Origin of the sequence: Pseudescherichia sp. (assembly GCF_031998825.1) — a bacterium.
Lineage (GTDB): Bacteria > Pseudomonadota > Gammaproteobacteria > Enterobacterales > Enterobacteriaceae > Pseudescherichia.
In genome coordinates, this window is record NZ_DAMACX010000032.1 from 21,171 (window position 1) to 35,031 (window position 13,861).

Below are 13,861 nucleotides of genomic sequence, written 5' to 3' on the forward strand. Positions count from 1 at the left end.
CTTAGCCGATGTTAATAACGCCGCCGCTCACCTGGGTCATTCCGCTGCCGGAAACGGTGGTCATTGCACCTTTCAGCTCAGCGGTGCCGCTGCCTTCAATCGCGATCGTCGTGCCGTTAATGGCGATGCCGCTGGGGGACACAGCGATCTTATTACTGCCGACCCTGAGCTCTACCGACTGCGTCGACTCAAGAATCAACGCTTTGTCTGTTTTCACGCTGCCGCTGCCCCCTACTACGCTCAGCGCATAATTACCGTTATTCAGTTCCGTAGTGGCGTCGCCGGAGACTTTTTGCTGCAGGTTGCCACTTTCCAGGGTGATGAACAGGCTTCCTTGTTTAAGGGTCAGCCGATCGTCGCCCTTCGTCAGCGCCGTAGTGCGATTAGCCGCGATCGTACTGGCGACATCGTTCTTCACCGTGAGAGAGAGATCTTTTTGCGCAACGATAGTGAGCTGCTCCTCCCCTTTTTTATCGTTAAAGCTCAGCCGATGGCCCTCATCAACGCTGCCGTTCGGGCTGCTGCGGGTCATAAAACCGCTTTCGTTTTTCTCGCCGGGCAGCGTAAAAGGCGGCTTATTCTGACCGTTGTAAACCGTGCCGGTAACCAGCGGAAAATCCGGGTGCCCCTGAATAAAACTCACCAGCACCTGGCTGCCGACGCGAGGCAAAAACTGCGCACCAAATTTGCTACCCGTCCAGAGCTGGGCCACCTGTACCCAGCAAGAGCTGGTATCGTCATGAGGATTTTTACTGTCCCACGGGAACTGAATTTTTATGCGGCCTAGCTCGTCGGTGTGGATCTCCTCTGACGCGGGACCGACAACGGTTGCGGTGAGTAAACCGGGTATTTGCGGGGGCGAGGAGCGGTACGGAGGAGACCAGGGTTGCTCATTACTCATCGCCTGCAGCTGGCACTGACAGTGGCTGGTGTGGTCGTCGAAATTATTCACCGCCTCAATATTCAGCGCCTGAATACGGTATGCGTTGTCCCCCGACGGGTGGCCGGTAAAGGTAAAGACCTCACCGCTGCAGAGCCAGTGAGCATTGACCGAACCGTTAAAGCTGCAGGCGTTGGCCTCGTGAGCGTTCATTACCTGCTCCGCCTGCCTGGCGATCGCCGTCCGCTCTTCTTGCGGCGTAATATCGGTAAAAACAACCCTCTCTACATGCCCGTCCTCTCCCCTGGCGCGTTGTTCATCGCCAATCGCAGCGGCCTGGGAAACGTTAAATCCCTGAAGCGCTATGCTGCCGGGCAGCAGAACAGCGGTAGACTCCCAGCGGTCAATCGCTCCCTGGGTCAGGATCTTGCCATGATGATGCCAGGCAAGCGTATCTCCCTTAACCGGCTCATGGCTGGCCGGGTGATCGGCCAGCACCAGGGTATGCTCCGCTGCGCTGTGGCGAAAATAGTAGTAGATACCCTCCTCTTCCAGCAGACGCTGAATAAAGTCAAACGCGGACTCACGATACTGTATGCAGTACTCTCGTTTGGGATACTCTCCATGCAGCTGCCTGTCTGGCTGGCTGATGCCATACTCGCTGAGCAGCGTTGTGACCAGATCCGGCACGCTAACGTTTTGCCAGACTCGCATCTCACGCCCCATCTTCAACAGCGAGAGTGAAGGCTCCAGCGTCAGGATGCATTCGGCTTCGTCCTGAGTACGTTGCGCATAGCAAACGCGTGTGACCACACCGTGCAAATAACGCTGCGGCTGCTGCTGGCTTCCGTCACCAATCCGACAGGAGACCTCTTCGCCGTGCCAGCGAATCAGTTGACTCTCCGTCATCCGGGTTAGCGATCGGAGCTCATAACGGTAGGGTGATGAGAGGGCTTCATTGCCTTTAAGCGCAACAAGCAGCAGATCATTAGCAATATCGTCGTTCCAGCACAGCAGGTGCTGTTGCTGGTGCTTTTTGAGTTGGTCAATAATTGGCATACGGGTCATCCTGGTTAAACGGCAGGTCTGGGCAGGCGTACCTGGTAGTGGTGCGAAGCCGGATCGCTGCCCAGACGCAGATCCAACCCCAGCGCACTCATCCCCAGCGGGCGTGGATGTGGATCGGTGCTGCGTATTGTCAGAGAGACAGAGAAATCCATAACGGGGCCAACGTATCCGCGAATAGCGGCCCAGAGCTCCCGCCAGGCCTCTTCCTGTGGGATAAAGCGGCGAGACATTTCCACCGTCATGGGGCCAAGCATCACATCAAAATGGGAGTGAATTTCCAGCCGGGCGCTGCCCAGCATGGGTGCGGTGACTAGCGCACGTGAAGGATCGCCCAGCTGGCAGCGCTCATGCTCTGCAACCTCGCGCCATTTTCCGGTAAAAGGCGTAATCTGCACCGGTACGCCAAATCGTTGATTCAGTGAACGCTCAAGGTTGACCATTGAAGGTACCGATGAAGCCAGCAGAGGTGCATGCTGCGTCTGCGTAACTGACGGTGTCACATCCAGCAGGCCTGCCAGAGCGAGAATGGCGGTATGTAATGGGGTATGCGCCTGTGACTCCGCCAGGGCGTAGAGATGGTGCTTTTGCCATGCCAGGTAGTCCAGGCAGTACAGCCGATGACCAAACATATCGATGAATGCTTTTGCACCACCATCGCCGTAACGATAGTGCCGCTCAATCATCCACTCGGTATAGGCTACCGGCAGCGCCCCCATTGCCCCTGTTAAGCCGTTATGCCAGGCCGTCAAATGAAGCGGTGAGTCGGGCTGAGGCTGCTCCAGCATTGCAACCTCTCCCTGGGGCGCGGCAAGCGACAGCGTAGAGGAGATCAGCAACTTCTCGTCCAGCAAGGTCGCGTCTACCGTTTTTTCACCGCGCAGCCTGCGCAGCAATAGCCGTATCTGCTGATGCAAATTGAATTTGCTGACTATCGGTATCAAAGCCATGACAATTTACCTGCGCGTATGGGCCATACGCGACGCGTTTGCGCCTCGCGATCGATGCAGGTCGTCAGTCGGGTAAAGCTGTTGACCGGGGCATACAGCGCCAGAAGGCGATCCAGAAACGAGCACAGCAGGTAGTAGTCCGGCTCCTGCAACGCCTCCTGGCTAAAGATCACCGTTAGATCGAGGCCACGCGCCTGCGAGTGAGGATCGTTACGGATCAGTCTGGCTGTCACGGGCTGATAGCCTATCGTCTGGATCATACTGAACAGGCGAATATTGCCTGGGCTATCGTCAAAATTGTATAAAGCCAGCATCTCCTTAAGCTGTTGCGCCCCGCTCTCGCCATCAAGGAGCTGATGGTTAAGCGAGAGCTGGGAGAGAAAGCGCCAGCGCACCTCACTCTTTTCCGGTGGGTTGACCGGTCGTGTAGGATGAGTGAGCGCAGTGATTTTTAGCCCTGCAATCGGGGCTTCGATATCAAAATCCCCGTCAGGCTGACCGTATTGCATCTGATACGGAACGGCATGATTGGTACACAGGGTGCCAAGCGTTACAATCTCCGGACCGGCGGGAGGTTGCCGGTCTTTGTGGACGCTAAAAGCGATAAACTGTTTTCGTTCTACACCCTGCTTATTCGCCACATCGCGATAAAAACTTTGCCAACTGAGCCCTGATGCGCTTTCAGGAGCGTGACAGAACCGGTTTCCCAGCAACGGCATCACAGGAAAATGTTCGATCCGGTTTTCACTTTTTCGCTGGACGAAAACCTGGTCAATTGACCAGACCTCTATCGTCCCGTGGTGGCGGGTATCGGGTACAACCGGATACTCAGCAGTGGCATCAGTAAGAAGAATAGGTTCAGCGCGCTGTGAAAAGAGATTGATGGCAGGCGTACAGTGCAGGCGGAAAAAGTGGGCATCCACCTGCCCGGTTAGCTTTTCCAGCCGTTCGGTTAAGGCATTGCGCTGGAAAACCGCGCAAAGTTCGAATACGTCATTTCCTGCGGCGCTAAAACCAGCCGGAAGCTGAAGATCAATAAACGAGAACTTTTGTGGAAAGTAGAAATAGTCCAGCAGCAGAATATGGACAGGCGCAATACGCGGATCGCGCGTCAGCAAAGACTCCTCAGCCTCAAACCCAACCGGTGATAGCGCGCTGGCTGGAAGCGAAAAGGCGTTCTCGCCCTTGCAGAGCATTAACGTTTTTATTTCTGAGCAAAGCAGCGTATAGAGCGTATTCACCGCATTGTTGGGGCCATGCAGATAGAGACGAATCGTGTCGTCCGCCAGGCGTGCGCCAGGCCACACCTCGAAGCGCAGGCGTAGCTGCCAGTTAAGATCGTCAGTATCAAACTGTAGAGCCGCCTCGCGAAGCGATAGAGGAAGGAGATCCACCGGATATACCGTCTGAAACTGGCAGGAGACGGGAACACTCTGGCGTGAAAAGAGCGCGCTCCCTGGCGGAAGCCTGTTTTTACCTGTAATGCCGCTGCGCAACGGATCGGCAGCAATATTCATAATGCAGACCGATGGCAGAGGGCGTAAAAACTGCGGTGCCAGCACAGAGAGCAGCGCGTCGATAACATCCGGCATCTCATCATCGAGCCGCTGATGAATACGCGAGGTCAGTAGCGCAAAGGACTCAATAAGCCTGCTAATGTGCGGATCTTCTGATTCACCCTCAGCGATCCCCAGGCGACGTGCTATTTTAGGAAAGCGGCTGGCAAAAATCTTTCCATGCTGCTTTAAAAAGCTCAGCTCTTTTTGGTAGTACGAGAGCAGCCTATTCATTGAAATAGAATCTCCCGGTGCAATCATCCCATTTAAGCTCCAGAGTAACGGGCTGCTGCCGATACATAGCCTGAATCATAAAAGAGATAAATTCTGTGCTTGTTTTACTGCTGGTCAGGGATACCTGCGTCAGGCGTGGCTCGAAGCGAGCAAGGGTATTTCTCAAGCGCTGCTCCATTATGTTGCGCCGTGCGCTTATCTCCAGTACGTTGCTGAACGACTCATTAAATCCATAATTTATAATTGAGGCATTAACCAGTGGCATAGCCTCAATATCGGGTAGCCGGGCTCGCGAATTAAAGAGCATTTTTAACTCGGCGATGAGCGTGTCCTGCCCGCCGTTTTCCCATTGATAATCATCCTCTACGCGTTGAGGATGATTATCACTGAGTCGGGAAAGGAGCGATACGGTCATAGTTCATTATCCTGCAGCCCGGACGGTTTTCGCGCCCGGGCGTTAATATTATTTGAGCGCTTTTTCTGGAATGTCGTATTTAACCGGGCCGATCTTATCCAAACCTGTTTCTGCAGCATTCGGAACGTTAAAGGTGACCTCAACCATGCCTTCAAAGATAAAAGAGAGATCCATAAACAGCTTGTCACGCATCTCAAAATTAAGGCTCTGGATTTTACAATTGTTATAGACAGTACGTTGAATTTCATAATCAGGATCGTACTGGTCAGAACCACGATGAACGATAGTGATAACAATCTCTTTGTAACCACGTTTCAAATATTGTTCATACAGGCTGCTGGTCTCTTTGGTTACCATAATAGACATCTGTATGGCATCAAAATAGGTACCATCAGGTCCAGCAACCGTATTCAACCCGGCCGGCGCATAGCCTTCCATCCATTTGCTGTACTTCTTCTCTTCTGACGATCCGGATATGACTTTATTATCAATTTTGATTTCAATAAATTGACAGTCTTTCAATTTGGCCACGGGAGTGCTCCTTAGTTAACGAGGGTAGTTATGCGCCAGCAGCGGCAGGTAAATCCGCAACCAGACGCAGAGACATGCTTAAGCCTTCAAGCTGGAAATGCGGCTTTAACCAGGCAATAGCGCGATAGGTACCCGGAAAACCCGGTACTTCAACAACATCTATTTTGGCTTCACGCAGGGGATAACGCGCTTTGGTTTCCGGCCCCGCGTTATCTGAAGCAACGACATACTGCATGATCCACTTTTGCAAATACTCTTCGCACTCGGTGCGAGACATGAAGCTGCCAATTTTGTCGCGGACAATAGACTTCAAATAGTGTGCAAAGCGTGAAGTAGCGAGAATATAGGGTAGCTGGCTGGAGAGGCGCGCATTCGCATTAGCCTGGTCCGAGTTATATAAGCGCGGTTTGTTGATCGACTGGACGGCAAAAAAGGCGGCGTAATCGGTTCCTTTGCAGTGTACTAACGGAATAAAACCCAGCTCGGAGAGCTCTTTTTCCCGACGGTCAGAGATCGCAACCTGAGTAGGACACTGCATCATCCGTTCACCGCTGCCAGAGACGTAGTTATAGGCAGGAAGCGATTTAACGAGTCCCCCACCTTCTACACCGCGAATTGAGGCGCACCACCCGTACTCTTCAAACGACTCAATAATGCGCCCCGCCAGTTCCCATGCGGAGTTCATCCATAAATAGTCACTGCCGGTTTCGTTTTCCTGAATATGTTCTTCAAAGGCAAAGGTCTCTGCGGGGATCGTTTTGGCCCCATAGGGGAGGCGCCCCAGCACGCGCGGCAACGTCAGACCAATATAGCGACTGTCATCATTCTGCCGGAAAGAGCGCCAGCGGGCGTAGTCCGTCGTCTCGAACATTTTGGCTAAGTCACGCGGGCGAGGAAGCTCAGAGAAATCGTTCATCGACAACATGCCGGGCGCAATAGCGCTAAGGAAGGGAGCGTGGGCGGCTGCGGCAACGTGCGAGATCTGCTCTAACAGGGAGATATCCTGCGGGGTATTATCAAACTGGAAGTCACCGACAAATGCTGAAAAAGGCGTGCCACCGAACGTACCGTACTCACTCTCGTATATGCACTTAAACAGCATAGACTGGTCAAAATCGCTGGCGGCTTTGAAGTCTTTAATCAGCTCCTGTTTAGTACACTGCAACAGGCGGACTTGAGTGTTTTCCGTTACGCTCGACTGCACCAGCTTATGCAACCCACGCCAGGAGGACTCTTTTTTTTGAAACTCAGGCGCGTGAACGATCAGGCTGATCTGCCGGGAGATTAACTCATCAATTGCCGTTATGCGCTGCTCAATACTGCCAATGAGATCGCTGGACAACACGACGGCACCCGACAGCACCTCTGCCAGAAAGTTATGCAACTGCACCTTCATGCGCTCGCGATCTGATTCACGACGAATGGCCTGAGTACTATCAATAACCTGGTCAAGAAGATCATCGCTGAAAGAGGAGCCAGCGACGGTATCCGGCATCAGTTCACCGCTCATTCGTCTTCCTCGCTTTGCGCCACGTGCTTATCTGCCCCAGAACGTTGTTGCTGGGCCAATTCGCCAAGCTGAAGCTTTAACATCTCGTTGCTGGCTGCGCGATTGCGTAAATCGCTGAGCTGCTCACGCAGCTCCATTAGCTTGCGCAGCGGCTCTACCTGTAAAACAATGTTGTCCGGAGAAAAGTCATCCATACTCGTAAAGGTCAGCGAGACGGCTAATTTACCCTCTTTCTCCGGTAATACGCTCTCCACCAGAAATTCAGTTTCAGGTTTCATCGAGGACATAATGTCGTTGAAATTATCTTTATCAACGTTAAGAAACTTGCGATCGCGAAGGTTGTCTTCAGTTTGGGTAAAATCACCCATGACCCCCACAACCAACGGTAATTCCTTTGCTGCCTGTGCATCACCGATTTCAACGTCGTAGGTAATTTGAACCCGCGGCGATCGTACTTTATCTAATTTATGCTGGGTATTACTCATAGGTCCGTCCAGTCGCGAAAAATAAATTTATGTTTCTGGCCCCACGCGCCACTATTCAATCACTTTAATAGAGTATCGGTTAAAAAAGCCTATTAATAAATGTCCTAAAAAGGACATCAATAAACAATTGCATATTAAAACCTGTTGTGAGCCTTATTACTCAAGACATCAAATTATATCACTCAGTTGTTAATCCATATAATTCCCATAGAAATATAATATATTTCACGGTGTTGACAAACGCCTGACGATCTATATTATGCCAACAACTATCATTTAAAAGAATGGAGGCTTAATGAAAACACACTTAACTGACAATGACGTCTTTGAACATTATTTTAGCTTTGCCGTTCAATCGAAACCGATAAAGGCTATAGAAAAAATATTTTCCCACCTACTGCCTTATGGAAAAAAAATACAACTAAAAAAAGGCAAGCATTACCGAATTAATGAAGAGGATGAGGGGGTCGGACTACTGTTAATAACTGATGGCTTGGTCTCTTTTATTAACACTGATACTGGACATTTTATATCTACTCTCTACCCGCCGACCATCATAGGCTTAAGTCACGGATATAATGCCTTTTATAATGTTCCAGACAGTCTCAGAAGTACACTTTATGCAGAGACAGATGCCGATTTAATTTTCATACCCTTACAGACATTTATTGATACGGTTGACAAACAAAATCTATGGCATGATGTTGCTCGAATACTGGCTCATAGAATTGTAACATTAATGAATAAGGAAAAAACCTACATTGGGGTAGACTCTTATAGCATTATAAAGTCTATGATTCAGGAAGTGTGGCTCTATCCTGACCATTATCGCTTACAAATAAGCCTGCCAAAATTCATTCAAAATCGGTCTGGACTTTCACGCAGCAGAATCATGAAAATTCTTTTTGACCTTAAGCTTGGCGGTTATGTTAATATCGTCAACGGCAAGCTTCTTTCGGTCTCCAAACTTCCGACCTCATATTAATCATTTATCGTTATAATAACGAGGCTATCCATCACCTCGCTTCGGCAGCATAAGCACCTAACGTTCTTGAGCCTACAGTAAATACATAGCGAACAATTGACCTTCAGCCCGCCTGTAAGGCGGGTTTAATTGTAGTCTAATGGAGTTTGCTATTTTTTAGTTATACTTTGAATAACGTTCTCTTCTACCCCTGCCTTTCTGGCTTCAGCTGCGCTTTTTAATGCCTCCTTCACGCTATCATTGAATTCAGATTTCGAGATATTTACTACCGCCTTCAGGATATGGTCAGTCATCTCCTCCCTTTGCTGCGCCGATATTGTGCCATTCATTTCCCCAACGCAAATAGAAAATAGCGCATAACGTAACACCTCAACGGTCGTGGTTCTTTTCGCCAGTTCAATAATGGAGCGGCTGTAATCTCGCGAACCGCTACTCTGCGCAGCCGAGTTATTCTCGGCGCTAGCCGATGATTTTAGCGCTAACGCGGTGGCGGTATCCGGCGGTGGCTCAGGACAGTACCTGACCGGGCTACCGTTCGGCACAATTAATGCACCACGATAGTTAGCGTCATAGGTGAGCCAGTAAGGCTCTCCATTATCAAGCTGTTTTTTTGAAGTATGAAAAGCAGAACAGGCGCAAAGGCTGAAAAGGGAAAAGAGCATTAATGTTAACTTCATATTTTCCTCGCTGACGTCGGGGCCATAGATCATTAAATCGTAGGGGTTATCTTTACGCAGTACGCTTGTTAATAAGTGCATTTTTTGGCTAACCCCATCTCAAAAAAAGTGGGGTAGACTGCCATCCGACATCAATAAAAAAGGAGAAGAGATGAACCAGCAAACAGCGTTACAACCCCAGCCACTGGAGTGGGGACACGGTCCACGTACCTTCGAGGTTTTTCTGGAACCCACCTGCCCCTACTCGGTAAAAGCCTTTAACAAACTGGACACGCTTTTGAAGCACGTTGGAGAGGAGAAGGTCACGGTAAAAATTCGCCTGCAGTCGCAGCCGTGGCATATGTACTCCGGGTTGATTGTCCGCTACATCCTTGCCGCCTCAACGCTGCCGAACGGCAGAGAAGCCGCGCATAAAGTCATGCAGGCGGTGGCGGATCGTCGGGAAGAGTTTGAATTTACCGATCACCACGGTGGCCCCAACCTGGATGCCACGCCGCGGCAGATTATTGAGCGCCTTAAGGAATATAGCGGTGTCGACGTTAGCGAGCCCTTTGCCCGCGCCGATCTGCAAAACGTCATTAAATGGCACTGCAAATATGCCCGTCAGAACGGTATTCACGTCTCGCCCACCTTTATGGTTAACGGACTGGTGCAGGCCGATCTGGGCAGCGGCGACGAGGTAAACGTCTGGGCCGAACGTATCCTTGCCTGAAGCACAGTTGTACGCCTTATGGCTGCTACACTGCTTATCACATCAATGAAAGGGGAATCGCTATGTCAGACAACAGCTATCAACCACCTAAAGTGTGGACGTGGGACCAATCCGGCGGCGGCGCGTTTGCCAATATCAACCGTCCGGTCTCCGGCTCAACGCATGAAAAAACGCTGCCGGTAGGCAAACACCCTCTGCAGCTCTACTCCCTCGGCACGCCGAACGGCCAGAAGGTTACCATTCTGCTGGAAGAGCTGCTGGAGAGAGGCGTCAGCGAGGCGGAGTATGATGCCTGGCTGATTCGCATCGGCGAGGGCGACCAGTTCTCCAGCGGCTTCGTTGAGGTGAACCCGAACTCGAAAATTCCGGCCCTGCGCGATCACAGCACCACGCCGCCGACCCGCGTCTTTGAGTCCGGTTCAATTCTGCTCTACCTGGCAGAAAAATTCGGTCACTTCCTGCCAAAAGATCCGGCTGGCCGCACCGAAACCCTGAACTGGCTCTTCTGGCTGCAAGGCTCTGCGCCCTTCCTCGGCGGCGGTTTCGGCCACTTTTATAGCTACGCACCGGTAAAAATCGAGTACGCCATCAACCGCTTCACCATGGAAGCCAAGCGCCAGCTCGACGTGCTCGATAAGCAGCTTGCCCAGCACAAGTTTATCGCGGGCGACGAGTATACCATTGCCGATATGGCCATCTGGCCATGGTACGGCAACGTCGTGCTCGGCAACGTTTATGACGCGGCAGAGTTCCTCGACGCTAACAGCTATAAGAACGTGCTGCGCTGGGCGAAAGAGATTGCTGAACGTCCCGGCGTGCAGCGCGGCCGCATCGTTAACCGCGCCAACGGGCCGCTTAACGAGCAGCTGCATGAGCGCCATGATGCCAGCGACTTCGCCAATAATACGGAAGATAAACGCCAGGGCTAACGCTTATCGACCGGGCCTCTCCCGCCCGGTCACTTTTTAAAATCGATTACGCCTCCTCTTTTTCTCCTGTTGTATTTACAACCAAAAAATAACTAGTAAGAATGCTTTTTATTTATACCTAATCGGTCGGTATGTCTGAACTCGCGCTTAAGCAGCAGATCCAGAATCTGAAGAAGCACAACGCCCGTCTGGTGCGGCTGGCGCGTGACGCCCGCAGCAAGCTCAGCGCGGCGCTGGACGGCACCGGCCTCTGTCTGTGGCAGCTGGACGTGCCCAGCGGCAAGCTCATCATCTACAACCGCCGCTGGGGCTCGATGTTGGGCTACCAGCCGAAAGAGCTCAGCGCGCGCTTTGAGGTCTGGAAAGAGCATCTTCATCCCGACGATAGAGAGCGGGTACTGGAGGCTTTCTACGGCCATCTGCACGGCAAAACGCCTTTCTATGAAGCGCTACACCGGATGCAGCATAAAAATGGCACCGTGACCTGGGTGCTGGATCGGGGACGCGTCAGTGAGTGGGACGACAGTGGCCAGCCGCTGAAGGTTACCGGCACGCATATCGACATGACCAAAGAGAAGCAGTATGAGGAGCAGCTCGCCCTGCTGGCGAACCACGATCCTCTCACCGGCCTTGCCAACCGTCATGCTCTGATCCAGCATTTCGAGGCGTTAAAAATGTCGGGGGCGCTCTGCGTGGCGTTTATCGATCTCGATGATTTTAAAAACGTGAATGATACCTTCGGCCACCGTAGCGGGGATGAGCTGCTGATGCAGCTTAGCCAGCGTCTGCGTGAGACCTGTCCACCAGGAACAGTTGTCGGGCGGCTCGGCGGGGATGAATTTGTGCTGCTGCTGCCCTTTACGCTGAGTGATATCCAGGTAAGCAACGCCGCACGCGACTGTTTACAGGCGGCCCTGACGCCGTTTGAGTTGGACAACGGCACGGCAAACGTCGGTGCCTCGATCGGCATTGAGCAGGCGTTACCGCAGGATGATTTTGTTAGCGCGCTGGTTCGCGCCGACCAGGCGATGTATCAAATTAAGCATGCCGGTAAAAACGGTGCGGCACTGGGTGCCACACCGCTAGCCGAATCTATCAAAAGCGTTTAGAACGCGACCCACTCATCATCTGCCGGGGACGCCACCGCTGCACGGCGTGCTACAGGCGCGTTAACCGGTGCTGTCTCTATTTTTCGATCGTTAGCAGAGAGGCGGAACCGCTGCACTGAACGCTGTAGCTCCTCGGTCTGACGCTCAAGAGCCGCCGCCGCTGCGGAAACTTCCTCAACCAGCGAGGCATTTTGCTGCGTCACGCTATCCATCTGGGTGATGGCGACACCCACCTGAGAGATACCTTTACTCTGCTCGGCAGACGCGCCGGCAATCTGCTTCATAATGGTGGTCACTTCCGTTACCGCCTGCAGAATGCCCTCCATCGTGGTGCCAGCGTCGTTCACCAGCTGCGCCCCTTTATCGACCCGGCTAACGGAGTCGGTAATCAGCGACTCAATCTGCTTCGCAGCATCGGCACTACGGCTGGCAAGGTTACGCACTTCGCCCGCTACAACCGCAAATCCACGCCCCTGCTCGCCTGCCCGTGCCGCCTCTACCGCCGCGTTGAGTGCCAGAATATTGGTCTGGAAAGCGATACTGTTAATAACCGTTGTGATCTCAGCGATCTTTTTCGAACTGTCAGAGATGCCGTTCATGGTGCCGATCACCTCCTCGACCAGTTCACCGCCTTTGCTCGCTCGCGTCGAGGCAACGTCCGCAAGCTCGCTGGCCTGACGTGCGTGGTCCGCATTCAGCTTAACCGTCGCGGTAAGCTGTTCCATGCTGGCTGCCGTCTCCTCCAGGGCCGCCGCCTGCTCTTCCGTACGGGAAGAGAGATCGTTATTGCCGCTGGAAATCTCAGTCGCCCCGCGCCAGATGTTGTCGCTGCCCTGGCGAATAGAGCTTACCGCCTCACGCAGGCTATCCTGCATTGCGCGCAGCAGAGGTACCATCTGACCTACACAGTTGCGGCCCAGATCCTGTACCGGCTGGCTGAGATCGCCCTGGGCAATAGTGCGGAAGTGCTCGCGGATGGTTGCCAGCGGTTTCACCAGCATGGCGACCAGATAGCGATCGGTGAAGAGCAGGATCATCAGACCGAGGATCACCGCTGCCAGAATCAGGGTGCGGGTCACGCTGGTCTGTCCGTCCACTATGACGCGCATGTCATCCAGCCTTGCGCTGGCGGTGGTGTTAAAAGTTTCAGCTGCGGCACCAAAGGCGCGGCTCAGCGCCGGCGTCACATCAGTGGCCTGCTGACGATAAGCGTCCAACGAACCCTGCTGCGCCAGCTGAACCTGCGGCGTCACGCCCTGGTCAAGCAGCGCCTGCCAGCTGGCAATCGTCTGGGCAGAGACCTTCGGATCCATCGGCCCTGGCGAGATGGCTTTCAGCGCCTCCAGCTTCGTTTTCATGTTATCCAGCGCCAGCTGAACCTGTGAGAAATCTGCGCTGCCACCGGCGGCTTTGGTCTCCAGCACGCGTGACAGACGCGTGACCACACGAAAATATTGATCGTTGCCCTGGCTTAGCAGCGTCATTTGGTTAACCAGTTGGCGATCGATCTCATTTCCTTCGGCAACTTTTGAGAGCGAGAAAACGCTATACAGCCCAACGCCGGACCAGAGCAGGCCGAAGATGCCGAGAATAACCAGCAACACCAAACGAATGGTGAAGTTTTGCAGCATACGCATAATTAATTCCTTGCCGATAAGGGGGATACTTATTGTCGCAAGCGACGTAGCAGAGTTATCGGCATGTTAATGACAATATGTATGGTGGCGCGTCATTTTTTTGATCAAAAAACGCGCTATGGGTTGCCTTGCATAAAACAAGGTTTAATCGACCATAATAGTGCGTGGCCTGTGTTTCTGCATACA

Annotated in this window: 13 protein-coding genes; 4 read left to right on the forward strand and 9 right to left on the reverse strand. The window is 52.6% G+C overall.

Features of this window, described 5'->3' with window-relative positions; translation table 11 throughout:
- Position 1: 1 nt before the first annotated feature.
- The 7 genes from RTP97_RS14695 to tssB are packed head-to-tail and all read right to left on the reverse strand — an operon-like array spanning position 2 to position 7,626.
- Complete coding sequence (locus RTP97_RS14695) at positions 2-1,939, reverse strand: type VI secretion system tip protein TssI/VgrG (RefSeq protein ID WP_312414936.1); 1,938 nt, start codon at positions 1,937-1,939, stop codon at positions 2-4.
- Between the two features lie 14 nt (positions 1,940-1,953).
- On the reverse strand, positions 1,954-2,895 hold the full coding sequence (gene tssG / locus RTP97_RS14700) for a type VI secretion system baseplate subunit TssG (RefSeq protein WP_312414938.1): 942 nt from the start codon (positions 2,893-2,895) through the stop codon (positions 1,954-1,956).
- A complete protein-coding gene (gene tssF, locus RTP97_RS14705) occupies positions 2,886-4,685 on the reverse strand; it encodes a type VI secretion system baseplate subunit TssF (RefSeq protein ID WP_312414940.1) in 1,800 nt (599 codons plus the stop codon). Before tssF ends, tssG begins: the two co-directional genes overlap by 10 nt.
- Complete coding sequence (locus tag RTP97_RS14710) at positions 4,678-5,100, reverse strand: GPW/gp25 family protein (protein WP_312414944.1); 423 nt, start codon at positions 5,098-5,100, stop codon at positions 4,678-4,680. The genes tssF and RTP97_RS14710 overlap by 8 nt, the downstream gene beginning before the upstream one ends.
- A 48-nt stretch (positions 5,101-5,148) precedes the next feature.
- Positions 5,149-5,631 carry a hypothetical protein gene (locus RTP97_RS14715; RefSeq protein ID WP_312414947.1) on the reverse strand — a complete coding sequence of 161 codons (483 nt, stop codon included), beginning with the start codon at positions 5,629-5,631 and terminating at the stop codon, positions 5,149-5,151.
- 28 nt (positions 5,632-5,659) lie between these two features.
- The gene (tssC, locus tag RTP97_RS14720; RefSeq protein WP_409455950.1) at positions 5,660-7,126 is read right to left on the reverse strand and encodes a type VI secretion system contractile sheath large subunit; all 1,467 of its coding nucleotides are present in this window, start codon (positions 7,124-7,126) and stop codon (positions 5,660-5,662) included.
- Between the two features lie 11 nt (positions 7,127-7,137).
- A complete protein-coding gene (tssB, locus tag RTP97_RS14725) occupies positions 7,138-7,626 on the reverse strand; it encodes a type VI secretion system contractile sheath small subunit (protein ID WP_312414951.1) in 489 nt (162 codons plus the stop codon).
- Positions 7,627-7,921: 295 nt separating this feature from the next.
- Here tssB and RTP97_RS14730 point away from each other — a divergent pair, with 295 nt between their 5' ends.
- Complete coding sequence (locus RTP97_RS14730; protein ID WP_312414953.1) at positions 7,922-8,611, forward strand: helix-turn-helix domain-containing protein; 690 nt, start codon at positions 7,922-7,924, stop codon at positions 8,609-8,611.
- Positions 8,612-8,760: 149 nt separating this feature from the next.
- Here RTP97_RS14730 and RTP97_RS14735 read toward each other — a convergent pair whose 3' ends face one another.
- On the reverse strand, positions 8,761-9,369 hold the full coding sequence (locus RTP97_RS14735) for a hypothetical protein (RefSeq protein ID WP_312414955.1): 609 nt from the start codon (positions 9,367-9,369) through the stop codon (positions 8,761-8,763).
- Between the two features lie 70 nt (positions 9,370-9,439).
- Between RTP97_RS14735 and RTP97_RS14740 the strand changes: the two genes are divergently transcribed.
- From RTP97_RS14740 to RTP97_RS14750, 3 genes are all read left to right on the forward strand, one after another.
- Positions 9,440-10,000 carry a thioredoxin domain-containing protein gene (locus RTP97_RS14740; protein ID WP_312414957.1) on the forward strand — a complete coding sequence of 187 codons (561 nt, stop codon included), beginning with the start codon at positions 9,440-9,442 and terminating at the stop codon, positions 9,998-10,000.
- 62 nt (positions 10,001-10,062) lie between these two features.
- Positions 10,063-10,929, forward strand: a complete 867-nt coding sequence (gene yghU, locus RTP97_RS14745) for a glutathione-dependent disulfide-bond oxidoreductase (RefSeq protein ID WP_312414959.1) — start codon at positions 10,063-10,065, stop codon at positions 10,927-10,929.
- 131 nt (positions 10,930-11,060) lie between these two features.
- On the forward strand, positions 11,061-12,038 hold the full coding sequence (locus RTP97_RS14750; protein WP_312414960.1) for a sensor domain-containing diguanylate cyclase: 978 nt from the start codon (positions 11,061-11,063) through the stop codon (positions 12,036-12,038).
- Here the strand turns inward: RTP97_RS14750 and RTP97_RS14755 are convergent.
- A complete protein-coding gene (locus RTP97_RS14755) occupies positions 12,035-13,675 on the reverse strand; it encodes a methyl-accepting chemotaxis protein (protein ID WP_312414961.1) in 1,641 nt (546 codons plus the stop codon). The two genes, RTP97_RS14750 and RTP97_RS14755, sit on opposite strands and share 4 nt — an antisense overlap.
- Between the last annotated feature and the right edge of the window lie 186 nt (positions 13,676-13,861).